The sequence below is a fragment of the Paenibacillus sp. WG02 genome (assembly GCF_055396115.1).
In genome coordinates, this window is sequence record NZ_AP036016.1 from 1,941,746 (window position 1) to 1,966,961 (window position 25,216).

At 44.9% G+C, this 25,216-nt stretch carries 22 protein-coding genes and 1 pseudogene; 18 read left to right on the forward strand and 5 right to left on the reverse strand.

Going from position 1 to position 25,216, the window contains the following annotated elements; genetic code table 11:
* The first annotated feature begins 5 nt into the window (after nucleotides 1-5).
* The 3 genes and pseudogenes from obgE to ACBP55_RS09225 all read left to right on the forward strand — a co-directional run bounded on the left by obgE (nucleotide 6) and on the right by ACBP55_RS09225 (nucleotide 3,942).
* On the forward strand, nucleotides 6-1,307 hold the full coding sequence (obgE, locus tag ACBP55_RS09215; RefSeq protein WP_464650997.1) for a GTPase ObgE: 1,302 nt from the start codon (nucleotides 6-8) through the stop codon (nucleotides 1,305-1,307).
* A gap of 664 nt (nucleotides 1,308-1,971) precedes the next feature.
* On the forward strand, nucleotides 1,972-3,045 hold the full coding sequence (locus ACBP55_RS09220; protein WP_464650998.1) for an anthranilate phosphoribosyltransferase: 1,074 nt from the start codon (nucleotides 1,972-1,974) through the stop codon (nucleotides 3,043-3,045).
* Nucleotides 3,046-3,522: 477 nt separating this feature from the next.
* Nucleotides 3,523-3,942 (forward strand): annotated as a pseudogene (locus ACBP55_RS09225) (C40 family peptidase).
* 58 nt (nucleotides 3,943-4,000) lie between these two features.
* Here ACBP55_RS09225 and ACBP55_RS09230 read toward each other — a convergent pair.
* Nucleotides 4,001-4,510, reverse strand: a complete 510-nt coding sequence (locus tag ACBP55_RS09230; protein WP_029194678.1) for an NUDIX domain-containing protein — start codon at nucleotides 4,508-4,510, stop codon at nucleotides 4,001-4,003.
* Between the two features lie 167 nt (nucleotides 4,511-4,677).
* On the opposite strand from ACBP55_RS09230, the gene ACBP55_RS09235 reads away from it, so the two are divergent.
* From ACBP55_RS09235 to ACBP55_RS09255, 5 genes are all read left to right on the forward strand, one after another.
* On the forward strand, nucleotides 4,678-5,160 hold the full coding sequence (locus tag ACBP55_RS09235) for an ACT domain-containing protein (protein ID WP_084160112.1): 483 nt from the start codon (nucleotides 4,678-4,680) through the stop codon (nucleotides 5,158-5,160).
* 30 nt (nucleotides 5,161-5,190) lie between these two features.
* The gene (locus tag ACBP55_RS09240) at nucleotides 5,191-6,477 is read left to right on the forward strand and encodes a homoserine dehydrogenase (protein WP_029194680.1); all 1,287 of its coding nucleotides are present in this window, start codon (nucleotides 5,191-5,193) and stop codon (nucleotides 6,475-6,477) included.
* 27 nt (nucleotides 6,478-6,504) lie between these two features.
* Nucleotides 6,505-7,482: a homoserine kinase gene (gene thrB, locus ACBP55_RS09245; protein WP_464651000.1), complete on the forward strand. Its 978-nt coding sequence runs from the start codon at nucleotides 6,505-6,507 to the stop codon at nucleotides 7,480-7,482.
* Nucleotides 7,479-8,342, forward strand: a complete 864-nt coding sequence (gene pheA, locus ACBP55_RS09250; protein ID WP_464651002.1) for a prephenate dehydratase — start codon at nucleotides 7,479-7,481, stop codon at nucleotides 8,340-8,342. The genes thrB and pheA overlap by 4 nt, the downstream gene beginning before the upstream one ends.
* A gap of 227 nt (nucleotides 8,343-8,569) precedes the next feature.
* The gene (locus tag ACBP55_RS09255; protein ID WP_464651003.1) at nucleotides 8,570-9,883 is read left to right on the forward strand and encodes a LysM peptidoglycan-binding domain-containing protein; all 1,314 of its coding nucleotides are present in this window, start codon (nucleotides 8,570-8,572) and stop codon (nucleotides 9,881-9,883) included.
* 71 nt (nucleotides 9,884-9,954) lie between these two features.
* Here the strand turns inward: ACBP55_RS09255 and sigW are convergent, their stop codons facing one another.
* Nucleotides 9,955-10,566, reverse strand: a complete 612-nt coding sequence (gene sigW / locus ACBP55_RS09260; protein WP_051253315.1) for an RNA polymerase sigma factor SigW — start codon at nucleotides 10,564-10,566, stop codon at nucleotides 9,955-9,957.
* Nucleotides 10,567-11,092: 526 nt separating this feature from the next.
* On the opposite strand from sigW, the gene ACBP55_RS09265 reads away from it, so the two are divergent.
* The 8 genes from ACBP55_RS09265 to yajC all read left to right on the forward strand — a co-directional run bounded on the left by ACBP55_RS09265 (nucleotide 11,093) and on the right by yajC (nucleotide 19,981).
* A complete protein-coding gene (locus ACBP55_RS09265) occupies nucleotides 11,093-11,773 on the forward strand; it encodes a BofC C-terminal domain-containing protein (RefSeq protein ID WP_464651004.1) in 681 nt (226 codons plus the stop codon).
* Between the two features lie 123 nt (nucleotides 11,774-11,896).
* Entirely contained in the window at nucleotides 11,897-12,400 is a 504-nt protein-coding gene (gene ruvC, locus ACBP55_RS09270) for a crossover junction endodeoxyribonuclease RuvC (protein ID WP_029194685.1), read from the forward strand.
* Entirely contained in the window at nucleotides 12,397-13,026 is a 630-nt protein-coding gene (ruvA, locus tag ACBP55_RS09275) for a Holliday junction branch migration protein RuvA (protein ID WP_029194686.1), read from the forward strand. The genes ruvC and ruvA overlap by 4 nt, the downstream gene beginning before the upstream one ends.
* Nucleotides 13,027-13,250: 224 nt before the next feature.
* Nucleotides 13,251-14,258, forward strand: coding sequence for a Holliday junction branch migration DNA helicase RuvB (gene ruvB, locus ACBP55_RS09280; RefSeq protein ID WP_029194687.1), 1,008 nt, complete (start codon nucleotides 13,251-13,253; stop codon nucleotides 14,256-14,258).
* Between the two features lie 923 nt (nucleotides 14,259-15,181).
* Nucleotides 15,182-17,380 carry a SpoIID/LytB domain-containing protein gene (locus ACBP55_RS09285; RefSeq protein ID WP_464651006.1) on the forward strand — a complete coding sequence of 733 codons (2,199 nt, stop codon included), beginning with the start codon at nucleotides 15,182-15,184 and terminating at the stop codon, nucleotides 17,378-17,380.
* Nucleotides 17,381-17,389: 9 nt separating this feature from the next.
* Nucleotides 17,390-18,475 (forward strand): tRNA preQ1(34) S-adenosylmethionine ribosyltransferase-isomerase QueA, encoded by a 1,086-nt coding sequence (gene queA, locus ACBP55_RS09290; protein ID WP_464651008.1) that lies wholly within the window; start codon nucleotides 17,390-17,392, stop codon nucleotides 18,473-18,475.
* Nucleotides 18,476-18,517: 42 nt separating this feature from the next.
* Complete coding sequence (gene tgt, locus ACBP55_RS09295) at nucleotides 18,518-19,657, forward strand: tRNA guanosine(34) transglycosylase Tgt (RefSeq protein WP_268616103.1); 1,140 nt, start codon at nucleotides 18,518-18,520, stop codon at nucleotides 19,655-19,657.
* A 15-nt stretch (nucleotides 19,658-19,672) separates the two neighbouring features.
* Nucleotides 19,673-19,981 carry a preprotein translocase subunit YajC gene (yajC, locus tag ACBP55_RS09300; RefSeq protein WP_029196927.1) on the forward strand — a complete coding sequence of 103 codons (309 nt, stop codon included), beginning with the start codon at nucleotides 19,673-19,675 and terminating at the stop codon, nucleotides 19,979-19,981.
* A gap of 67 nt (nucleotides 19,982-20,048) precedes the next feature.
* Here the strand turns inward: yajC and ACBP55_RS09305 are convergent, their stop codons facing one another.
* Together ACBP55_RS09305 and ACBP55_RS09310 are read right to left on the reverse strand one after the other, a co-directional pair.
* Nucleotides 20,049-20,885 (reverse strand): phosphatase PAP2 family protein, encoded by an 837-nt coding sequence (locus tag ACBP55_RS09305; protein WP_029196926.1) that lies wholly within the window; start codon nucleotides 20,883-20,885, stop codon nucleotides 20,049-20,051.
* A gap of 94 nt (nucleotides 20,886-20,979) precedes the next feature.
* A complete protein-coding gene (locus tag ACBP55_RS09310; protein WP_464653269.1) occupies nucleotides 20,980-21,360 on the reverse strand; it encodes a TIGR04086 family membrane protein in 381 nt (126 codons plus the stop codon).
* A 110-nt stretch (nucleotides 21,361-21,470) separates the two neighbouring features.
* On the opposite strand from ACBP55_RS09310, the gene ACBP55_RS09315 reads away from it, so the two are divergent.
* The gene (locus tag ACBP55_RS09315; protein WP_464651009.1) at nucleotides 21,471-22,811 is read left to right on the forward strand and encodes an ArsB/NhaD family transporter; all 1,341 of its coding nucleotides are present in this window, start codon (nucleotides 21,471-21,473) and stop codon (nucleotides 22,809-22,811) included.
* 108 nt (nucleotides 22,812-22,919) lie between these two features.
* Nucleotides 22,920-23,636 carry a DUF421 domain-containing protein gene (locus ACBP55_RS09320; protein WP_464651011.1) on the forward strand — a complete coding sequence of 239 codons (717 nt, stop codon included), beginning with the start codon at nucleotides 22,920-22,922 and terminating at the stop codon, nucleotides 23,634-23,636.
* A gap of 8 nt (nucleotides 23,637-23,644) precedes the next feature.
* Here the strand turns inward: ACBP55_RS09320 and spoVB are convergent, their stop codons facing one another.
* Nucleotides 23,645-25,210 (reverse strand): stage V sporulation protein B, encoded by a 1,566-nt coding sequence (gene spoVB / locus ACBP55_RS09325; RefSeq protein ID WP_464651012.1) that lies wholly within the window; start codon nucleotides 25,208-25,210, stop codon nucleotides 23,645-23,647.
* Between the last annotated feature and the right edge of the window lie 6 nt (nucleotides 25,211-25,216).

The window sequence follows — 25,216 nt, forward strand, 5'->3', positions numbered from 1 at the left end:
TAGAAATGTTTGTTGATAAAGCGAAGATATTTGTTAAAGGTGGCGACGGTGGCGACGGTTTAGTTGCTTTCCGCCGTGAGAAATATGTACCAGAGGGCGGACCTGCAGGTGGTGACGGAGGAAATGGCGGCGACGTTGTATTCCGTGTAGACGAGGGTCTGCGTACACTGATGGATTTCCGCTATCAGAAGCACTTTAAAGCGGAGCGCGGCGAGAAAGGCCGTAACAAATCGATGCATGGCGCTAATGCGGAAGATATGATTGTACGCATCCCTCCAGGCACAACCATCATCGATGATGACACTGGGGAGGTTATTGCCGACTTGACGCGTCATGGACAAGAGGTTGTCGTGGCCAAAGGCGGCCGAGGCGGCCGAGGCAACACACGCTTCGCTACAGCTCGCGTAACAGCGCCAGAAATCGCTGAGAACGGCGAAGAAGGCGTGGAGCGTTGGGTTGTGCTGGAGATGAAGGTCATGGCCGACGTCGGTTTAGTAGGCTTCCCAAGCGTTGGGAAATCCACGCTATTGTCGGTTGTCTCTGCCGCAAAACCGAAAATTGCGGCGTATCACTTTACAACCCTCACCCCGAACCTTGGGGTTGTGGATGTTGGCGATGGACGCAGCTTCGTCATGGCGGACCTTCCCGGTCTTATTGAAGGGGCCCACGAGGGCGTGGGGCTCGGTCATGAGTTCTTGCGTCACGTAGAACGGACGCGAGTGATTGTGCATGTCGTGGACATGTCTGCTGCAGACGGCCGTGATCCTTACGAGGATTTCCTCAAAATTAATGAGGAAATTAAGCTCTATAATGCTAAGCTGGAGCAGCGTCCGCAAATTGTTGTTGCCAACAAGATGGACATGCCGGAATCAGAGGACAATCTGACTTTGTTCAAAGAGCAGATGGCGGCGGATGGCAAAGAGTTCGAGATCTATCCGATCTCAGCTTTGACACGAGGCGGTGTGCAGGAGCTTCTCTACAAGATCTCGGACATTGTGGAAAGTATCCCGAATGCTCCTGAAGTAGAAGGTGTAGCTGATAAAGAAGAGCGTAAAGTGTATCGCTTCGAGAAGCGCGAGGAGAATGATTACACAATTCGTCGAGAGAACGATGTATTCATTGTCGAAAGTCCTTCCATTGAGAAGTTGATCAAACGAACAAATTTCAGCACGCAGGACGGCATCGCTCGTTTTGCTCGTATTTTACGTAATATTGGAATCGATGACGAATTGCGTAAACGCGGAGCTGTCCATGGACAGACGATCCAAATTGGTGATTTTGACTTCGAATTTGATGAGAAGCATTAGAATGATGGAAACACTTATCCAATGGATGAGTGTTTTTTTGCTTTTAAGAAGTTAGATTTTTTGGGTTAGGTGATATGTTCGAGCTTGCTCCTGTTTAACAAGGTAAGCTATGAATTTTGCTGAGATAAGTTAGTTTAGATTTCTGTTTTCTGCCTTTTGGAATAAATGGGAATTTAGATAGGCAAGTTGTACAGTGTACAACAATTTCCTTGATTTCTACTTGAAAAGTTCAGGATGTTGTATGTGGTACAACAATTTAGCCTTAATTCACTCTAATGGGCCGCTTTGGAGCAAAAATGTTGTATTTTTTGCAACAATCGTGTGAAAAACGCGGATTAGCTTATCTAATGTTGCACAAAGTACAACAACACACGGACAAGCAGGAGCAAGATCAAGAGAGAGCAAAAACAAAAACAAAAGCAAAAGCAAAAGCAAAAGCAAAAGCACATACGTCACGCACGTTGTAGCATTCATTACTTCAACCTTAATAAATGCTTTCACCGAAGGACGTAGTTAGCCGTTCTTTTATGTTTAAATGCGCATTAATGTCATAAAACTTGACACATAAAAAGAAAAAGATTACGATTTTACTAAATAACATAAATTTATGTCATTTAATATAACATAAAATTTCGTGTAGATAGAGGAGAAAGGAGGAATTTTGATGAAAAGATGGATTCAAGCGATGGGAACAGGTATGCAAGGCTCACGTGATTTATCTTATGAGGAAGCTGTAGAAGCAGCACATGAGATGGCCAGAGGAGATTCAACAGACGCTCAATGCGCAGCTTTCTTAATGGCCCTATGTATGAAAGGGGAAGCTGACGAAGAGTTGATGGCATTCATTGATGTTTTCCGCAGCTACTCTTTGAATTTCCATACTTTTGCAGATTCACTCAATTGTGCGGGACCGACAGAAGGCCGGCAATATTTTCCCATCACACTGCCAGTTAGCCTACTGCTTGCTTCAGTGGGTTTCTCCCAGGTACTGCATGGAGGTGATTCACTTCCGCCGAGACAAGGGACTGCAATGAAAGAACTGCTGGAATGCTTCGGCGTTGCGATAGATTTGACAGTGAAAGCATGGGAAACGATGTTGTTTCACCTGCATATTGGATTTCTTCACACAGATCAGCTTTGTCCGCCGCTAGGGAAGCTGAAACAGGTTCGCGAGCAGTTAGGATTGCGAACAGTGATGAATACCGTTGAGAAAGTCATAAATCCCGTACGTTCAATGAATATGATTATAGGCGTCAATCAGCGGAAAGCGATGGAATCTCTGATTCCCATATCCATCCGATCAGGTTTTCAAAATGTGTATATTGTCAATGGGATTGAAGGATCCGAGGATCTGCCGATCTACCAGAACCGTACAATAAGGATCGTAACCCCCTGGGGAGATGAGTCGCGAGTGGTTGAACCGCAGAAATTTGGTTTTATGAGTGAGCCTCTGCAGCCTTTAAGCAAAGATGATCAGGTTGCCATGGTGCGGCGTATCATTGCTGGAGAAGATTCAGAGGAATTGAAGCGGGAACGTGATCATGTCATTTTTAATACGGGACTTCGCTTGATGTGGTTTGATAAAGTGGGGAGTTATGAAGAAGGCTTTCAACTAGCAGAATCGCTGCTGCAAAGGAGAGAAGCCCACAAAGTCATGCTGCGATGGGTGGATCAGAGTCATCACTTTACACTCCAAGATCATCCGAAAATCCGGGATTCATCCGCCAAAATTGGATAAAAGTCTTTCCTCTGTGCTGTAGGGTATTCAGCTAAAGGAAGGCTTTTTTATTTCCATATACTAGCATGATTAGGGGGGGGCGCCAATTAATTGTGCTCTTAGCCACCCAAAGGAGGTCTATTTTACAAATGGATATGAAAGACGACGGCTTTCGAAGCCTAGTAGACTGGCGAAATGTAAGCAGATGCTCGTTCTGCATCATAAAAGGCTAGGAGGCCAACATCATGTCTTCGTCAAAGTGCCGATGAGAATTCTACGCGTATCCGTTACTTGAAGGAAGGCGAGAAAGTGACCATCCTGTCCAAAGTGAACAGTTGGTAGTACAAAGTAAAAGCTTCAGACGGCCGTGAGGGTTACATAAGCACAAGCGCCAAATACATACAAGCATCGGGTGTTACTTCCCCTGGAGATTCCAACAAGAATGGTGGTTCCGGCAGTGGTTCAGGAGGTTCAACAAGTGAAAGTGTTCAACAAATCATTGCTGCTGGTAAAAAGTATCTAGGCACGCCCTATGAATATGGATCAAGTCGTGATAATACAAAAACGTTTGATTGCTCTGACTTTGTCCGACAAGCTTTCTTGGATGGCATTGGAAAGAAGCTGCCAAGTGACTCTAGAGGCCAAGGGAGTTATGTGAAATCTCTCGGGCATGCCAAAACAAATTGACACGATCTGAAGGCTGGCGATCTCATGTTCTTCATGTCTTACAAAGGGACAAGCCAATCAAATTACAGCGGGATTAATAAGTCTACTCAGACCATTACGCACGTGGCTATTTACTTAGGAAATGGACAAATCTTATCGACATACTTCAACGACAGCGGCGGTGTTCGGATTGATTCCATCGAAAATCGCCATTGGGAGTATCGTTTCTTATTTGGAGGCAGCGCGTTATAATAGCCGTAAAAAAAGGCAGACATCGAGAAGTCGATATCTGCCTTTTTTGCTATTCTTATTAAGTCTGCAGGGGATCTACCAAGGGGTTCCAGTGAATCGTGGGTTCACCTGTGTCCAGTTGAATTCCTGCAGAACCTACCCACGGATGCTCCGTAAGGCCTACGCTGAAATAATGTTCAAGCAAGCATCGAAAAATAAAAGGGATTGGGCGCTCCAGCACTTGATCTTTAGGAATCCAATGTAAATCCCCTTCGGGTGTGACGATTCGCGGGTTCACATCTGTCGTTCCGATATAAAAAAATTGCTGGCGAACTTCTTGACCATTCAATCGAAGTAAAACATACTGCATGCGCAGCCCTTGGATTTCATCATGCTCAATGCCAGTCTCCTCCCACACTTCGCGCAAACAGGCTGCCCGCGGGTTATTCAATTCACTTGGCTCCAGGTGACCGCCGATAGCAGCCCATAATCCTGGCGATAGCGAACGTGTTAAGGAGCGTTTCATCATTAGTAATTCGTTCTGGCTGTTCCACAGGAGAGCCGTAGACATCATGCGTAATGTAATCATGGAGGCGATCCCTTTCTAATCTAGTACTATCAGCTTATCATAGTGAAGTCAGGTGCTGCAAAAGATGAAAAATGAAGATGTGAATTGCCTATTGCTTCAATCCGTGCGATTCGATATAATGTCCTCTATAGAGACACATTGGTCTTTCCAGAGAGGACGGTGGTGAAGTGCCGGAAAGCAAAGATTTTTTACAAACGATCAAGCACGCCGGTCCTGAGAGGTACTACTTAGTCCGGGAAGATATATTGCCAGAAGGAGTACTCAAGACAGCTCAGGCTAAGGAGCTGCTTGCAAGGGGTGAAGTGAAGACGATTCACGATGCCGTTGAACAAGTTGGACTCAGCCGCAGCGCTTTCTATAAGTATAAGGATGGTATTCACCCTCTCAGCAAACTGGAACGAGAGCGCATTATCACCATATCCATGGATTTGGAGCATCGGTCCGGGATTCTGTCTCGTGTGCTGGCTCTCATTGCTAATTTGGATGGGAATGTATTAACGATACATCAGACAATTCCTCTGCAGGGTATGGCGAATGTCGTCATTTCAGTAGAGACCTCCTCGATGGGGGAAGAGATCCGTCAATTGATTAATCGACTTCAAGCGCAAGACGGGGTCAAGCGGGCCATGGTCATCGGTCAGGGCAGTTAAGATAGAAAAACAATTCAGGAGGTAACATTCATGAAACCCATCAAGGTTGGTTTACTCGGATTAGGCACTGTAGGAACAGGTGTAGTCCGCATTATCGAAGGACATCAAGAGGATTTACAGCGTCAAACGGGCTCATCCATTGAAATTTCAAAAATTTTAGTACAAGATAAATCAAAGCTTCGCAATATCTCCGTGGATGCAGATAAATTGACAGAACAAGTATGGGACGTTATTGGTGATAGTGAAATTGATATTGTCGTTGAAGTGATGGGCGGAGTTGCCGCAACCAAAGAGCATATACTAACTGCGCTAGGCAATGGCAAGCACATCGTTACGGCTAATAAGGATCTTATGGCGATGCATGGTGCTGAAATCTTGGCAAAAGCAGCTGAACATGGCTGCGATGTATTCTACGAAGCTAGTGTTGCCGGCGGTATTCCGATCATTCGTGCACTCGTAGAGGGCTTCTCCTCTGACCGTATTACGAAGATTATGGGCATTGTGAACGGTACTACTAATTACATTTTGACTAAAATGAGTCAAGAAGGCGCTGCGTATGCCGATGTTTTGAAAGAAGCACAGGAGCTTGGCTACGCAGAAGCAGACCCAACATCTGATGTTGAAGGGCTGGATGCAGCTCGTAAAATGACCATTTTATCCACACTTGGCTTCCACGCCAATGTTGCATTGAGCGATGTTGAAGCGAAAGGTATTTCGAAAGTATCCAAAGAAGATATTCTATATGGCAAAAAATTAGGCTACGAAGTGAAACTGTTAGGAATTGCTGAAAATCATGATGGCCATATCTCTGTGAGTGTACAACCTACTATGGTGAAAAACTCGCATCCGCTTGCTTCCGTGAATGGTGTATTTAATGCTGTTTATGTAACGGGCGAAGCAGTAGGCGAAACGATGTTCTACGGTGCTGGAGCAGGAGAACTGCCGACGGCAACATCTGTCGTAGCAGATTTGGTTGCTGTTGTTCGCAACTTGAGGCTGGGCGTGAACGGACGTACGGTGCTGGCGCCTTACAAAGAAATGAAGCTGAAGACAGACGAACAGATTGCTTCCAAAAACTTTATTCTTCTGCACGTTGAAGATAAAGCGGGTGTACTTGCACAAATTACGCAAATTTTTGCTCAGCACGAAGTTAGTTTGGAGTCTGTGTTCCAGCACCCGAACCAGTCCAATCCGAAGGCTGAAATTATTATTATTACTCATGATGCGAACCAAGCCAGTATGAAAAATGTGCTGAGACAATTCGAATCCATGGATGTTATTCACGCTATCAAAAGCGTCTATCGCGTAGAAGGCTAAACTATTGAAAAGAGGCGCAATTTCGAAATGAGTTATAAGGCAGTGAAAAAGGTAAGAGTGAAAGTGCCGGCAAGCACGGCAAACTTAGGTCCTGGCTTTGACTCACTGGGGATGGCCTTGAACTTATATGCCTGGATTGACATGGCGATCTCGGAGCAAACGACGATTCATTTAATCGGCGATCAGATGAACGGAATTCCAACGGACAAGTCCAATCTAATTTATAAAGTCGCGCAAATGGTATTTGAACAGGCGGACGTTTCACACCCTGAGCTGGACATTGCCATGTACAGCGATATTCCGCTCACACGCGGTCTAGGCAGCAGTGCGTCAGCCATTGTTGGTGCGCTCGCTGGCGCGAATGCTCTAATCGGGAACAAGCTTACGCAATATGAGCTGTTCCAAATCGCGAGCCGCCTGGAGAAGCACCCGGACAATGTCGGGGCCAGCTTGTTCGGCGGGATCGTGGTTGCGTTCTGGGACGGCGAGAAAGCCGAATCTATTCGAATAGAGCCGGACGCTAATTTGGAAGTGCTGGTGGCTATACCAGCATTTCAGCTTTCTACAGAGAAGGCGAGAAGTGTGATGCCGAAGCAAGTAGCCATGAAGGATGCGGTGTTCAACCTCAGCCATTCATCCTTGCTTGTTGCCGCGCTGAGTACCGGCAATCTGGGGATGATCCGTCATGCCATGAAGGACGCGCTGCATCAGCCTTACCGTGCAGAGCTCATCCCGGGCATGAAGACGCTGCTTGAGCAAGCAGAGAACCATGGTGCGCTAGGGGTTGCACTCAGCGGAGCTGGACCGACGATGCTTGCGCTAGTGGATGCGCGAAGCGGTCAGAAAGAGGAGCTGGAGGCATTCCTAAAGGACACGCTTGCTAAGGAAGATATTGAAGCTCAGACGTTATGGTTAAAGCCGAGCGTAGAAGGCGTGGCGGCCATTCTGTTACAGGAAGATGACGGAGATTTGTTATCCTTCGTTGAAAAGGAGGTTCTTACATGAAGCGGGTAGCCATCTTAGGACCAAGTACCTTCTCGGAAGAAGCCACCCGTCATTTTTTGGGTGAAGACTTTACTTACGTTTCATATAAGCTAATTTCTGAAGTGTTCAATGCGACAGCGTCTGGTGAAACGGATTTAGGCGTTATTCCCATTGAAAATACGCTTGAAGGATCCGTTCATTTACATGTCGACTGGCTCGTTCACGAGGTTGATCTGCCCATTCGGGCGGAGTGGGTATTTCCTATCGATATGAATCTCATAGGGTATCCGAATCCTGACGGACAAACAGAAGCTTCGAATCCATATAGGCATATTCGTAAAGTATTATCTCATCAGGTCGTCCCTGCACAGTGCAATAGATTTATGAAGCAGTATTTAAGCGAAGCAGAGTTTGAGCAAGTAAGCTCCACAGCAGAGGGAGTGCGTATTGTATCGACGCTGCAGGATCCTACCGTGGCTGCTATCGGAACGGCTATTGCCTCTACAAATTATGGAGTTCCTATGTTACAAAGAGAAATACAGGATCATAAAGATAATATGACTCGGTTTCTGCTGGTTGGTACCGAAGCTTCGGAACTGAAGTCCTCAGAAGAGATGAAAACTACCATTCTAGTCACACTGCCTGAAGATTACCCGGGTGCCCTGCATCAGGTACTCTCTGCCTTCGCTTGGCGCAGAATCAATCTTTCCAAGATTGAATCCAAGCCGACGAAGAAGAAACTTGGTACTTATTATTTCTATATTGATATTGCAGGTTCCCTAGATTCCGTTCTCCTGCCATCTGCCATTCAAGAAATTGAAGCGATTGGTTGTCAGGTTCGAATTTTGGGCTGTTATCCGAGTTATTCGTACACGAGTTAATACCGTTCTTCCCTTGCGTTCATTACGCGAGGGATTTTTTTTGTCCAAAAGGGGCAAAAGCCTAGGAACCTGCATAAACTGTAATATCATTGTGACTAAGCGAATGCTTACGAAGCAAGTTTTCTTGCGAGGACTCGAGATTATGCTATCAAAGCAAGTTTTCTAATGAAACTCGAGTTTATGCTTACGAAGTAAGTTTTCTAACGAAACTCAAAGGAGGTATGGTGTTGAAAATCCACATTGTCAAAAAGGGCGATACCCTTTACGAGCTTGCGAAAAAATATCAAACCACGTTGGACGAAGTCATCGCACTTAATCCGCAAATTGCACAACCGGATCATCTTGACATCGGGATGAAGGTGAAAATACCTTCCAAACCGAAGCCAGTTAGTCCACCAGTTTCAGATTATGTCTATAAACACATTGTGGAGCAGGGAGATAGCTTATGGAAGCTTGGTAAGGCTTGGGATGTACCCCTCCAAGAGATGATTAAAGCGAATCCTCATCTGAAGAATCCCAATGTCCTAATGACGGGAGAAATTGTTTATGTGCCCAAGATGCATCATGATCACGTAGAAGCTAAGCCATTGTCGATGTCTAAAGTATCGACAGAACCATTTGCTCCAGTCCCATCAGCTCAGCCGTGGACTGTTGAAGAACCGTATCAGCAACCATTTATGCCCATTGCGGAAGAGAAGATAAGTCAAATGCCATCTACACCGTATGTAGAATCGATGCCGTTGGCGGAGCAACCGTTTGTACCTTCACCGATGGCTTCTGAGCCAGTCATTCCAGCACCTGAGACTGGGGTTATTGGTCTCAATGCGCCCTATGAGCAGCAAGCGGTCCATCCCTTCAAGCAGTTTCACATTAAAGCGACTGAGGTATTTGCCTACCCAGGTTCCGAGCAACAAGAAATGCCAACATCTCCGGCTTTTTCACCTTATCAGCAGTCACCTTATGAGCAATTTTCGTATCATACAGAACCAACCTCTTATCCAATGGGTCAAGATGGCTGTGGCTGCGGAGGCCAATCGATGATCGAACAGCCGTGGACGACATTCCCGGCGGGTTATCCAACCGGGACAGTAGAGAGTCCGTGGGATGGTTATCAGCACGGTTTTCCTACAGTTCCTGGGTTATATCCCCCAGCTGCTCCCTATGACATGCAACATACTGGACATAATCCATATGACTACCAGCAGGCTCCTTATGGCATGCAGCATACAGGACATAACCCTTATGATTATCAGCAAGCTCCTTATGGGATTCCTTATGCTGGAGCTCATTACCAGGCACCCTATGAGTCGCCAATTATGCCACAAGTCCACACGCATGAACTAGCGCAAGAGACCGATACCGAAGAAGTTGTTGAAATTGACATCCGTAAAGATAAAAAAGCAAATAGGTCGAGCAGCGGCAATTCTTCCAAAAAAGTCAAATTGTCAGGTACAGAAGCACTCAATGCTTTCTTGAAACGTCAACAGAGAGCTTCTGAAAAGCAGGAAGCCAAGCAAAACTCACCTTGGATTAACGTCTGAAAAAGAACGAGAAGCCTCCTAACCACAGGACTTGTGGAATAGGAGGCTTCTTAATTTTGTTATGCTATGGATTAAGCAATCATACCCAATGTGAAGAAGGTCATTAAACCGATAACGAAATTCATGCCCCATTTTTTGCGAAGCAGTTCACGTCCACGGTGTAAACGAGTTTTCACTGTTGTAATCGGTAAATTCAGCTTTTCGCTGATTTCCTGAAGGGAGAGCTCTTCCAGATAGTATAGCGTAATGATACTTCTATATTTGTCAGCTAATTTATTAATGGATGTATGCATATGCTCTTGAACTTCTGACTGGAGAACAACGTGCTCAGGAGACTGATCTTGACTCGCAAGCTTACTGTAGTAGCTATAATCATCGTCATAATCGTTCAGCTCGGCATCTAAGGATTGAACGGGTCTTTTTTTGCGCAGCAAGTCGATGGCGACATTTTTACCGATGCGATAAATCCAAGTAGAGAAGTTCTGACTTTCATCAAAGTGGTTTAAGTTCAAATAAACACGGATAAATGTTTCTTGTACAATGTCCTCTGAATCAGGTCTGTTATGCAGCATACGAAAAGCAAGTTTCTGTATTTTGTTACGGTATAACTCCACTAGCTCCACGAAAGCGTTGCGGTCTCCCCGTCTGGATAATTGAATTAATTGAAGTTCTGCCACATTCATGCTGTTCCCCTCCTAATATAGGGATCTTTGAGCTGATCTCAAAGTCTCTCCGTTTATAGTTTTCGTAAGAAAACTGGTGTCGCAAACTTAGTGTTTGCCTTTTCAAATATATATCGGTTTCCCTGAATAAGTATGTGAATATTTCATCTACTTCTGACTATATCATTTCTGTGGCTACAGTCAAATTTTAAAGCTAGGGAGAGCTTATTTTATACCCATTTGTTACCGAATTCATGGAGGTTTGGTGACTTTTCTGAGCTGGAGTTGGATATGAGGCTGAAGTTGAACGCGGTGAGGTTACACCGGATTCATTTTTTTGTACTTCATTCCAAATGGCGACTGCCCCCCATAACAGGACAACTCCTATAATTAGGAGTGTTGTACGTTTGATTCGTTTTCTACCGTTCATGTTTGGGTTTCACCGTCCGTCTTGATTGGTTTCATACACTCCCTCTATGGTAAATGATGTATAGTGTCACATGCAAATGGAAACAATACGGAAAAACGAGAATAGAAGGGGATATCGGTGAATGTAAGACAATTTTTGAAGCATTTGAAAAGAAGGCTGCGTTGGAAACGTAGTTGGTTGACTTTAGGAATGTTCCTTGCCGTCGTTATGGTTAGCTATATATTATATGCAACTGGAGGCCTTCTAAGTGCTGGTGATAACCCCGAAGGAGCAGTAAGATCCACCTTTGCCGGTCTTACACCGGTAGACGATCAACGTCTTCAAGATGCGACGACAACGTTGAAAAGTATAACGGATAGCAGAGAGAGCTATTTACTTAAGACTTATGTTTGTGGCGAAGAGCGCAGTCAGTTGGGCCTGCAAACCCCTCAAGAGTTATTGAAAATGCAAATGAAGCATCCAAATTGGTTGCTAAGCATAGGGGCGAATGGAGAGGTCACTTTTACCGAAAATATTGATGATTTATCGCCGGCATGCAAGGAAAAGGCGGTATTCGGCATCGACGGCAGCAGCAATCTGTCCCTATTTAATGGAACACCAGCCAAAGATAATGTGATTCGAACATTTTTTCAATTGAATATTAAGCATTTAGAAAGCAGTCTTCCGCGCGAAACGGTGAAGCAGCTCCATGAAGGGATTCGAGTCACTGATTTGGAGGAGTATAATAGCGTATTATCAACTTTCAGCGATTATGCCATGCCGCCACAAGAGACTGAACGGGCAATGACAAGTCCATAATAAGGTGATCGTAGGATGAAGAGGTAGATCGGGAGATTCCTGAGTCTATCTCTTTTTTTTGTTATCTGCTATAATGAAATGACTACATATGTTCGCTTTTTTAAAAGATGGGAGAGAATTGCTTTGCGTATTCTAGGTATTGATCCGGGGATCGCGATCGTTGGTTTTGGCTTTATTGATAAGATCGGAAGTAAGCTCATTCCTGTGCAGTATGGTTCAATTCAAACCGAAGCACATACAGACCCTGGGATCAGGCTGAAAGATGTCTATGATGCTACGACGCAATTAATAGAGAAGTATAAACCTGACGCGATGTCGATAGAGAAATTGTTCTTTAATCGGAATGTAACGACGGCATTCACTGTAGGACAAGCGCGGGGGGTCATGATTCTTGCGGGTGTCCAGGCTGGGTTGCCGATTGCTGAATATACACCGCTTCAAGTCAAACAATCCGTTGTCGGCTATGGGAATGCCGAGAAACATCAAGTGCAGGAAATGGTCAAAATTTTACTTAAACTATCGCAAATACCTAAACCTGATGATGTGGCGGATGCGCTTGCGATTGCTATTTGCCATGCGCATTCTTCAGCTTTGCAATCTAGGATAAATGAGGTCGGGAAACGATGATAGATTTCTTAAGAGGAAAAGTTGCGCTGCGTGAGAGCGACTATGCTGTGCTGGATGTGAACGGCGTAGGGTATCGTGTATTCTGCCCGAATCCCTATGCGCTGCCGCATAAAGAAGATGAAGATGTGACGATGTTCATTCATTATCATGTGCGTGAAGATGCTCATTTGCTATTTGGTTTTATTTCACGGGATGAGCAGTCTTTGTTCCGCTTATTGCTTGATGTAACGGGAATTGGCCCAAAGGTTGCACTGGGGATTCTTGCCGCAGGTGGAAGACCGGAGGCTGTTATTCTGGCAATTAGCCAGGAAAATCTGGCCTTCTTAACCAAGCTTCCCGGCATAGGAAAGAAGACTGCGCAGCGGATTATTTTGGATCTAAAGGACAAATTGGGTTCGGTAAGCTTCTCAAGCCCGGAAGCTGCGGTAGCATTAAGCGTTGTCGGATCGGCGCAGCTTAGCGATGGTGGTCATGCTTGGAGCGAAGCGAAGGAAGCATTGATGACGCTTGGCTACACGGAAGCTGAAGCTGATCGCGCTTGGTTGCAAGTGAAGCCAAAAGCGAATCCGTCGGATTCTGTTGATGTGTTGATGAAGCTTGCATTGCAAGCTTTGTATACGATGTAGTGAAGGTGGATTTGGCTTGATTTGGTCAATTCTTACGAAGCTTGTTTTTGTGATGTTTTGCAATTCTTTTGCAAAACTTTGTCAATGTATACGAAGCTTGGCATGCTAAAGCAAGACCCAGCGAATGTTTAAAAAGTGCTTACGAAGTCAGTTTTGCTAAAGCAAAACTCAGCGAAAGCTTACGAAGTCAGTTTTGCTAAAGCAAAACTCTAAGGAGGATCACCATGGACAATGACCGGATTATATCGGCTAATTTAATGATGGAGGACAACACGATTGAGTACAGCCTACGTCCTCGTTATTTGGCCGAATATATCGGCCAGAAGCAGGCGAAGGAGAACCTCAAGATCTATATCGAAGCTGCCAAGCAGCGTAAGGAAGCGCTTGATCATGTGCTGCTGTACGGGCCGCCTGGCCTCGGCAAAACGACACTGTCCAACATCATCGCCAACGAGCTTGGTGTGAATATAAGAACGACCTCCGGCCCTGCGATCGAGCGGCCGGGCGATTTAGCTGCCATCCTGACGAATTTGCAGGAGGGCGATGTGCTCTTCATCGACGAGATTCACCGCCTCCACCGTACGGTGGAAGAGGTGCTGTATCCGGCGATGGAGGATTTTGCCCTTGATATTATCATCGGCAAGGGGCCGAGCGCACGCTCGGTGCGTTTAGACTTGCCGGCGTTTACCTTGATCGGCGCGACGACACGCGTCGGATTGCTTTCTGCGCCGCTGCGCGACCGTTTCGGGGTCGTCAGTCGGCTGGAGTTTTATACGGTGGAGGAGCTCACCTACATCGTCAGCCGAACGGCCGACATCCTGCAGGTCGGCATCGTCGGTGAAGCTGCGCGCGAGATCGGCATGCGCTCGCGGGGAACACCGCGAATCGCGAACCGCTTGCTGAAGCGGGTGCGCGACTTCGCGCAAGTGAAAGGCGATGGCATTATCACGCTGGACATCGCCAAAGAGGCACTCAAGCTCATACAAGTCGATGACCTTGGACTTGATGAGATTGATCATAAGATGCTGCGCGCCATCATTCAAAGCTTTCAAGGCGGCCCAGTTGGGCTCGAAACGATTGCCGCCACCATCGGCGAAGAGAGTCAGACGATCGAAGACGTCTACGAGCCTTATTTGCTGCAAATTGGATTCTTGCAGCGCACCCCTAGAGGCCGGATGGTTACACCTCAGGCCTACCATCATTTAGGTTTACCGGTGCCGGAGCAACGGTAATTCGTGATCTTTTGCCGCAGCTGAAAGGCGGGCAAAAGATTTTTTTGCTGTATAGGAAATTACAGGAAATTATGATAGATGCCGATCTGTGGAGTAAGTGTCGTGATCTTCCCAGCCGCTCCTTTTACTAAGTAGCCAAACTATAATTGTTAACTACCTGTGAACAAATTCTCTTATATCTGTATCCCAAACTCAACACGCACCCGGCATCATCATATTTTAGCGGAACGTAGGAGCTTTATTTTGCTCAAAACCGCGTATTTCACGTTTTCGCGGAAAGAGGAGCCTCTATTTCCCGCTTTCGAGGTGTAAAAACCGGTAAAACGGCAAAATAGGGCCCCTACGTTCCGCGTGCGGGTCCTGCATCGACATAATCACCGAAATAACGGCACCTCGTTCCCCGCGATCCTAAGATTTGCAACCTAAATGTTCGAAATCACTCCACAGAGTTTCGCTTTCAAGTTTCCGTCCTGCTTAAATAGCTCAAGGAAGCTTAATGCATTTTCTATAAATTAGAAGTGTAAGTGGGGGAAATCGCTGACACCCGAGCGGAATGTATTGCGATGTTGTACTCTCTACAACAATTTCATGGCTTTATGAGGTTTTACACAGCGATTGTTGTACAAAGTACAACAGTTTAAGGCAATACCTCCCCATTTAGACTCCTAAAGTTGAAAATTGTTGTATTTTCTGCAACATGAGGAGGATTATAGGGGAAATCCGAATGAATTGTTGCACTTTATACAACAAGCGAAGTCACTTCAACTTTGCTAAAGTATTTTTTTTAACAACGGAGTTCAAATACATAAGATAGATTGGTTTATGGATGTTTTTGCCTATTTAAAATTCTATTAAACAAAACTTCTTCCAGTTTTTAGAGTCTAACTTAGTAGAATGCTGCGAAAGAAAGGAAATCGTGTCGAATGAATTGGAGAAATAAGCTGCTTACCCCTAAGAGAATAGCTTTGATAACGACGGCTGCTTTGACCATTGGAACATTCCCTGTTCTAGAGCCCTATGCCAAAGCAGAGGGGATCAAACATTTAGATCAGATTCGTGTTGCACTTTTGATAGATTCAATCAAATATAAGAAAGTAGAACCTGTAGTTACCCTTACTGCATCAGGTGGGATGGATATCAATGTGCGCAGTTCGGCTGGTACAGCTGCTAAACCGTGGGCCTCGATTTCAGATACTTCGATTCGACTATCGATTGATCAGTATAGTGTGATGATGCTCGAAACGATGGACTACACAGCAGCCAAAGCCTTATATGCTAAATTAGCTGCGATGCCTGAAGATAGTTATGTGTTAAGTAGAGTCAAACAAGCCAGAACAGTGTACCAAGTTTATTACGGCAGTTTCTCTTCAAAGGAAGAAGCCGATGGCGCTGCAGCGCAAGTGCTTAAAGATACAACCGTTTCGGCGTTAACGAAATCGGCTCCTCCCGTAGTAAAGGGTCCACAGCATTGGAGTGCGGGTACATATGCTGATGAGGCAGCTGCTTTGCAGCAGTTGCTTGTGTTTAATCAAGCGGGACTCGAGGCAGATATTGCACTGCAAGAAGATGCGGCAGGCAAACTAGCCTATAGCGTATGGGTCGGTAATGAAGCTACTTCAGGACAGTTAGAAGCAGTGAAGCAGGCAGCATTACGAGCAGCTCCGAACTTGCCTCTACAACCCGTGAATACGAAATCATTCTATTTGCTTCGCAGATCAGATGTAACGGGTTCCTCCAATGGCTCCGCTTCGCTGCCTCATTATGCTGCAGCAGCAGGAGAGCAAAAGACGGTAATCCATCCGAAGAGTCAGGGGATTGCAGTCAAAGAGCGGTCTGACCGCAGTTACCGCGGAGACATGGAGATCAGTACATATCATGGCAAGTTAGCTTTGGTGAATGAAGTGCCGATGGAGCAATATTTATATGCTGTCGTAGGCTCTGAGCTTAGTTCCGGTTGGCCAACAGAGGCGCTAAAGGCACAAGCTGTAGCTGCCCGTACATTTGCAATTAAACAAGGTAATAAGTATGAGATTGCACAAGTTACGGATACAACGCTTGATCAGGTTTACTTTGGGATTCAAAAGGAATTTGCTGCGGGAATACAAGCTGTTGATGCGACGAAAGATGAAGTATTATCAGATAAAAATGGACTGATTTCACCTGTGTTTTCTTCGAATTCAGGCGGGATGACGGCAGATCCCTCAGAGGTATGGGGGAATCCGTTAGCTTATTTGCGGAGTGTGCCAAGCCCAGATGATGGTGCTGAAAAAGGGAAAGCCATCTGGTATCGCATTCAGTTATCCGACGGTCGAACGGGCTACGTGCACAGCATGTATCTCAGAGACACCGGTCAGAAGGGGAAAGAGGGCGCTTCTTACTACGAGGCCACGGAACAAGGTGTAAATGTCCGTACGGCACCTTATGTAGATAATGTAGCTAATCCTTCGATCGCGGGGCTTTCCAATAAAGAGAAGGTGTTGGTGTTAGGCCAAGAAAAAGAATCAAATGCCTTTTCTTGGATTAGAGGTCCTTACACAGGTAATGAACTTAAAAGTAAATTAGCGGCAGCAGATGTAATTGTAAACGGAGATCTGCAATCACTTGAAATATCGAAGCGAGGACCTTCAGGGAGGGTAACTGAACTTAAAGCAAACGGAGTTGTGGTGAAGGTGCCCTATCCCGATGCCTTACGTGCAGCACTTGGGGGATTACCCAGCACCCGGTTTGAAATTGTACAAGCAGGAAGTTATACTGGTAATACCCCAGCTCCTAGTGGCCTAGCTATTGCTGGTGCAGGAAGTAGTCAGACAAGTAGTGCTGGCTCTGATTCGGTCTATGTGCTGTCTGGTGATCAATCACAGCCTACAGTCTTGAAGGTAACCGATTTAACGGCTTTAGGCACAGCAGGGCAGTCCAAACCGACGTCTCCGTCAGTCACCCCTGTGACCCCTCCTAACCCACAAACAGCAGGTCAAGGTGATCAGTTCATATTCCGCGGCACAGGTTATGGACACGGACTTGGCATGTCTCAATGGGGTGCAAGAGGCTATGCTGAATTAGGCTATGATTATAAGAAAATACTTCAGTCTTACTATACTGGAGTCAACATAACTAAGGAATGAATACACAACATGGATGTACAAGCTTTCGATTTTGAACTACCTGATTCATTGATTGCCCAGACGCCGCTGCTTAATCGCACGGCGTCTAGACTGCTTACGCTGAACAAACAATCAGGTGAGATTAGTCACCGGACGTTTGAACAGCTTATTGATTATGTTGAAGCCGGGGATTTACTCGTGATGAATGACACGCGAGTCATTCCAGCACGGCTTTTTGGCGCGAAGAAAGACACCGGCGCCAAAGTGGAAATTTTACTCTTGAAGTCCCTGGGCGAGGATCGCTGGGAGGCCTTGGTAAAGCCTGGAAAACGCATGCAATTAGGGGCCGTGGCTGTTTTCGGTGTGAACGCCAACTGGGCCAATGGAGAACAACCTTTGCTAACGGCGGAAGTTGTGGAAGTTGGAGATATGGGGGGGCGTGTGCTCCAATTTAGCTATACAGGCATTTTCAATGAGATTCTAGACCGATTGGGCGAGATGCCGCTTCCTCCTTATATTAAGGAGCAGTTGTCCGAGCGTGAACGTTATCAAACGGTATATGCTAAGCATGAAGGCTCAGCTGCTGCACCAACGGCAGGGCTGCACTTTACCGAAGCCTACTTGGATAAACTTCAAGCTAAAGGTGTTCGTCTTGCATTTGTTACCTTGCATGTCGGACTGGGGACTTTCCGGCCTGTATCCGTGGACACCATTGAAGAACACCAAATGCACGAGGAGTATTATATGCTGTCTCCTGAAACAGCTGCATTAATTAACGAAACCAAAATGAATGGTAAGCGTGTGATAGCCGTGGGGACTACTTCTGCGCGCACGTTAGAAACGGCAGCTGGCTTAAGCCGTAAGCAAGCAGGTAACGAGGCTAATGAGCCATTAGTTATTCAGCCATCACAGGGTTGGACTTCCATTTTTATTTATCCTGGGTATACATTCGGTGTAGTGGATGCCTTGTTAACTAATTTCCACTTACCAAAGTCAACCCTGCTTATGCTCATTAGCGCATTAGCTGGGCGCACGAATGTGTTGCAAGCTTATGAAGAAGCTGTTCGTGAGCAATATCGCTTTTTTAGTTTTGGAGATGCCATGTTAATTTACTAAGATCAATAATCAGATAGACGTTTAGAATAGGAAGTGGATGTATTGGCAGCAGCAGTTACGTACGAACCAATCAAAACATGTAAACAATCCGGAGCACGTCTTGGACGCGTTCACACCCCTCACGGTGTCATTGAAACGCCTGCCTTCATGCCAGTTGGCACACAGGCGACGGTAAAAACGATGAGCCCTGAGGAATTGAAGACGATGGATGCTCAAATTATTTTAAGTAATACGTATCATCTTTTCATTAGGCCAGGTCATGATATTGTGAAAGCCGCTGGCGGTTTGCACAAATTCATGAACTGGGACCGACCTATTTTGACTGACAGCGGCGGGTTCCAAGTATTCAGTCTTAGTAACATGCGCAAGATCACGGAAGAAGGCGTACAGTTTAAGTCCCATCTGAATGGTGACAAGCTGTTCCTTTCACCAGAGAAAGCCATGGAGATTCAGAACGCACTGGGTTCTGATATTATGATGGCTTTTGACGAATGTCCGCCATTTCCGGCAGAGTACGAATATGTGAAGAAATCACTGGAGCGTACGACACGTTGGGCTGAGCGCTGTTTGCAAAGTCACAGCAGACCGAATGATCAAGGATTGTTCGCAATCATTCAAGGCGGCATGCATGAAGATCTTCGCAGGCTGAGTGCCGAGCAGTTGACTTCCATGGATTTCCCGGGGTATGCTATTGGTGGACTGAGTGTTGGAGAGCCTAAGCATTTGATGTACGAAGTGCTTGATTACACCACACCTCTTATGCCTGCGAACAAACCTCGTTATTTGATGGGTGTAGGTTCGCCAGATGCTCTAATTGAAGGCGCTATCCGCGGGATCGATATGTTCGATTGCGTACTGCCAACAAGGATAGCCAGGAATGGGACATGTATGACTAGCGAAGGCCGGCTTGTTATTCGTAATGCTAAGCATGCGACTGACTTTGGTCCGTTGGATCCCAAATGTACTTGTTATACCTGTACAAATTACAGCCGGGCTTATATTCGTCATTTAATTAAAGCGGATGAGACCTTCGGAATCAGATTGACTACGATTCATAACCTTCACTTTCTACTACAGCTCATGCGTGATGTAAGAGGAGCCATCCAGGAAGATAGGTTGCTTGATTTCCGTGATGAATTCTTTGCCGCATATGGGCTGAATGATAATGAAAGAGGATTTTAAGAAAGGAGGATACCTATGTTACTATCAGCAGACACTGCGAATACAGGTGCAGTTGGGTATTTGTATACATACGGGCCTTTAGTGCTCATGTTCGTTGTTCTCTACTTCCTACTTATTCGTCCACAGCAGAAAAGACAGAAAACCCGTAATCAAATGCTTGGAGGTTTGAAAAAAGGGGATAAGGTCGTTACGATTGGTGGGCTTCACGGAACGATTATGGAAATTACAGATGACATTTGTGTACTTCGTGTCAACGATGCGACGAAAATGACATTTGATCGTTCTGCTATCAATGCTGTTTCTCAAACTACAGCAAAAGAATAAAATAAAAAGCGAGATCCTTCAATCAGGTTCTCGCTTTTTATTTAGTTCTATAAGGATATAAAAGTTATTATAGTTCATTATTCTTTAAGCGTTTGAGCAGAGCTTGCTCACCAAGCACGAGACGGCCTTCAGCAATGCGTAAGCCCACTCTGGCAGCTACAACACCGAGAACCACACCAGCACACATGTCAGATAACCAGTGGATGCCTAGATAAAAGATCGTGAAAATAATGAATGCCGAAGAGCAGGGAACGAATATTTTCCAAAACGTACTACGACTCTTCACTGCAATTACAGCCATCGAAACCGAGATTGACGTATGTAAGCTTGGAAAACAATTATCAAGTCCAGAAAGTGGCCGGTAATCTTGTTCAAAGGTTGGAAACACATCTAGAATCAAAAGCTTAACATTAGGATGAAACGACCAAACTTCGTTAACCGGGAAAAACAGATAGAATGGAATAGCGATCATATAGTTGAACATAAGTGCGTAGCAAATGGCATAAAAAAGTTTATAATTTTTCTGGTACGTATAAAGCGCAATCGATGTTATCATTACAGCAGGAAAAATGACCACATAAAAATAACTGCTAACTAAAGTCAATGTATCATTATGGAAAAAATGCTGAATGGCTGAAACAAAGTTGCCTTCTATGCCATAGATCGATTTGGTGAAATCAGTTTTGATATCGATCTTTTTTTCAACCCACATCTCTACTTTATTAAAAAATAGGATCGTAATCAGTGCCGCAAAGTGAAGGAGATACTTACGATTAGTAAAGATTTCTTGAACAAAGCTTCCAGCAATATTAAATGGACTTTTACGTGTCGCAGCGATCAGGAAAATTAAGACAGTAATAACGATATAGACCGTTGCATGCGTCATAGAATGAAAAGGGCTCATGGTGTTTTCCCCCTAATATTGGAAATTATTTGCGGCAATAACTATGATATTATACCACAATCAAGGGGGAAAGTGATATTTTCACGGAAACGTCTTATTTTCGCGTGTTAACGCCGAGTATTCCGCCTAGTGCTCCAGAAACGAATAAAATGCTAAGCAATTGAAGGGATTTAAGATTCAATCCTGCATCGAAAGCAAGAAAACCAACCAAAAAAATGAGGATAAAATAGACAAAGCCAACAATACCCCCGTGATACCAGCCGCGGTTTCCAGCTCTCTTTCCTGAAACCCAGCCGCCAATAAATAGAGAAACCGCATGAATAATTGTAGTTAACATATGCAGAGAGCTTTCTTGTGTGCTGGTTAAAAGCAGAAATAATGACGTCACTATTGTACCAATTGTCATCATGCTTAATGAATAAATAAGTCCGGAAAATAAAGGAGACGTTATTCGAACCTGACTGACCGTTTTCATAGGGTTCACAGGCCACCAATCCTTTCGTATATTCGTTCTTTTCATTAACATCATTGTATGGCCAAGCACATAGAATTAGTACAGACTGTTCAAAGGGAAGGTGAATAATTATGACGGAATTTTCTCAAGGTCCAGCTTTGTGGCAAGCGATTATTGCCTTGCTCATTTTTGCCGCGGCTTATGTTTGTATCTTGATTGAGAAATGGGATCGGATGTATACAGCGTTAGGCGGAGCCTTTCTAATGGTAATTATGGGGATTGTTCCTTTTGGCAAGGCTGTTACCACATACGCGAACTGGCATGTTCTATTGCTAATCACAAGCTTGTTTGTTATTTCTGGCATTTTTCAGAAAACAGGAATTATCGCTTATTTGGCAGCTCATATCTTACGAAAATTTCGAATACAGCCCATTACGATTCTACTAAGTTTGTCAGTCCTTTCAGCGATAATATCAGCTCTTTTGGACGGTTTGCTAGCTATTGCTGTCCTGGTGCCGATCCTGCTGAAGACAACGAAAATGATGAAATTATCCCCAGTTCCTTTTCTGATTAGCATTCTCTTATCTGTGAATATTGGCGGTGCTGCCACCCTTATGGGGAATTTGCCTAATCGTATGATTGGAGCAGCTGAGAACATTTCAATGGGGGAGATGCTGCTAAAGCTCGGACCACTTGTCATTATCTTGCTAGCAATCGTATATCTCGTGATATGGTTGATTTACGGGAAGAAGATGATTGTCGCAGAATCGTATAAAAGAGAGCTGCTTACTTTACAACCCGCCTCTTATTTGGCTTCAGATCGAGGATTGCTTGCAGGCAGCTGTTTAATAACCGGTCTTACGGTGTTAGCGTTGTTGCTACAAGGCGTTTTGGGATGGAAGGCCTCTTACATTGCTGCGTGCGGGGCAGTGATCTTATTGGCATTAAACTATAAAGAACTAGTCCAATTGGTCAAAAGAAAAGACTATCTTTCCGTATGGCATGGCTTGAAAGAAACGCAATTGCTGTTTTTCTTTGGATTGTTCATCATGGTCGGTGGTTTAACGTATGCCGGGATAACAGGCTTCATTGCAGCCAGAGGTTTAGAAATCAGTCAAGGAAACATCCCCTTCTTATCCATTCTACTGCTATGGCTTACTGGCTTTGGCTCTGCCATGATGGACTATATACCTTATACCGCTGCCATGATTCCAGTTGTAGATCATATGGGTGGCATGCTGCAAAGTCCAGCCGGCATCTCAACAGTTTCATCATTATGGTGGTCCTTAATCGTTGGAACTGCTATTGGCAGCGGGATAACTCTTCTAAGTTCAATGACAAGCATGTATGCGGCCGCTCTTTCTGATCAGGAGGGGGGAGGGCTAACTCAACGCAACTATTTTATCGTGGCAGCTCCGATTTCCCTGCTTTTATTCATAACAGCTACTATTTATTTCAAGTTGTTTCTGTAGGAATTGCCAACAATTGAATACGTAAATTCTGCATGATGAAGTGCATGAGCGGTCAGAATACCATTGAACTCCGAGAACGAGCAAGGGCTTAATCAGGGGAGGCTTATAATGGAGATTCTGACCATTTTTTTACGTACCGTGCTGATCTATTTTGTCGTTTTTCTCATGTTAAGAATTATGGGGAAACGAGAAATTGGCAAACTTTCGCTGTTTGATCTTGTAATCTCGATCATGATTGCAGAAATTGCGGTCTTTGTTATTGAGGATTCCAACAAACCGCTCATGGATGGGCTAGTCCCGATGTCAACGCTGGTACTCATCCAAATTTTGATTGCGTTTATTACGTTAAAAAGTAGAGCGGTTCGAGTTCTCTTTGACGGAAAACCGAGCGTCTTAATCAACAAGGGATTGATTAATCGAGAGGAAATGAAGAAGCATCGATATAATTTAGATGATTTGATGCAGCAGCTGAGACAAAATAAGATTATCAATGTGGCAGACGTGGAGTTCGCGGTGTTAGAACCTTCGGGGAAATTAAGTGTAGTGGAGAGAAAAGTCAAAGAGACAGAGACCAAGATTGAGGAAGATACAAAGCCTGAGACAGCTGAAGTCAATGATGGAATAAAAGAGACGATTCGCTATGAAGGACTTCCGCTGCCTCTGATTATGGATGGTAAAGTGCAGGATGAGAATTTGGAAAAAATAGGAAAAACTAGATTTTGGCTGAAAAACCAACTCCAGGCTAAAGGAGTTCGTGATTTTAAAGAAGTGTTTTACTGCTCCATTGATCATAGAGGGCGGATGTTTCTAGATCGTAAAAGATAAGCTGCTCGTTAGCGTATTATTTTTTTGCCCATGTTCATAAGGCGGCTTATATCCTTTAAGCTAATCAGTCGGAAAACAGTGATGAACAATAAATATACGATAAACCCTATGAGAAAAGAGGTTACGAAACGAAGCCAATCGGTTGAAGTCCACGACGTATACATGACAAAGTAACTGCAAAGCCCGGAAAGCGCCATAGCCGCTCCAATTTTACCGAAATCGCTGCCTTCCATACGGAATTTCAACAAGCGTACAACACTGCTCCAATGCAGCAGCGTTACTAAAACGATGTTTACATTGATGGCGAAAACAGCGCCGTGAATACCCATTTCGGGCTTGCTGGCCAGCCAATAAATGAGAATAAGCTTAACAGTTGATCCGATTAAAGTGTTGATTAAAGCAGCGCCTGGCTTGTTCAAAGCCTGCAGGGTGGACTGTAAGGGAGCTTGAAAATAAATAAATATGGCGATAGGAGCCATCATCTTCAGCATGACCCCTACATCTGGTTGATTGTACATGTACGTACAAATGGGTTCAGCAAGAACGAACATAAGTACAGCGAATGGAGCTCCAGTTACTAAAGCTAGTTTCAAGGATTGATGCAGCCGCATGTGAATCGTTTTGATATCTTTGCGGGCGGCTGCTTCGCTTAAGGAAGGAACTAGCGAGACAGACAGTGACATCGTAAGAGCGCTAGGCAGAAGTATGATGGGGATAATCATCCCTTGTAAGGCGCCGTATTGGGCTGTAGCCAATGAAGTTGAAATGCCCGCTATCGCTAGACTCTGTGCAATCAGAATGGATTCGAACAGATAGGAGCTTGCCCCAATCAATTTACTTCCAGTAATAGGGATTGCAATTCGAATAATTCTACGAAAATTAGAAAGCCTGCCATTCGTTTTATTTGAACCAATTTGCGCGATAGGGGCTTTTAGTGATGTTTTCTTGTCGTACTTGAAATGGATGGCTAGGACGACTAGGCCGCCAATTTCTCCTGATAGGACACCCATCATTGCACCAGCTGCGGCATACTCGATCCCATAGGGGATCATTACATATGAACAAACCAGAACCATGACAATACGGATGAGTGTCTCCATAATTTGAGAAGTAGCGGTAGGGATCATATTCTGTCTTCCCTGAAAATAGCCGCGATACACGGCAGAGATTCCGATGATCGGGATCATTGGGCTCATGCACAGGAATGTGTAGTAAACTCGCGAGTCTGTTAATAAATGAGATGTTATCCACGATGCTCCCACAACACAAGCAATGGTAAATACAATACTGAGAGAGATGGTAATGGCTAACGAAATTTTCAGAATGCTGCGGATTCTCGTTTCGTTGTTTTCAGCCTCTGCTTCTGCTATCAACTTGGCAATTGCGACAGGTATTCCGCCTGTTATAATGGTTAAGATGACGGATAAGAATGGCCAGCCCATATGATAAATACCGATGCCTTCCGCACCGATGACACGCGGTAATGTAATTCTAGGTATGAAGCCAAGAATACGGTTCAAAATGCCTGCGGCTAACAGGATCATCGTGCCTCTAATAAACGACTGCTTGGTCACTGCCAT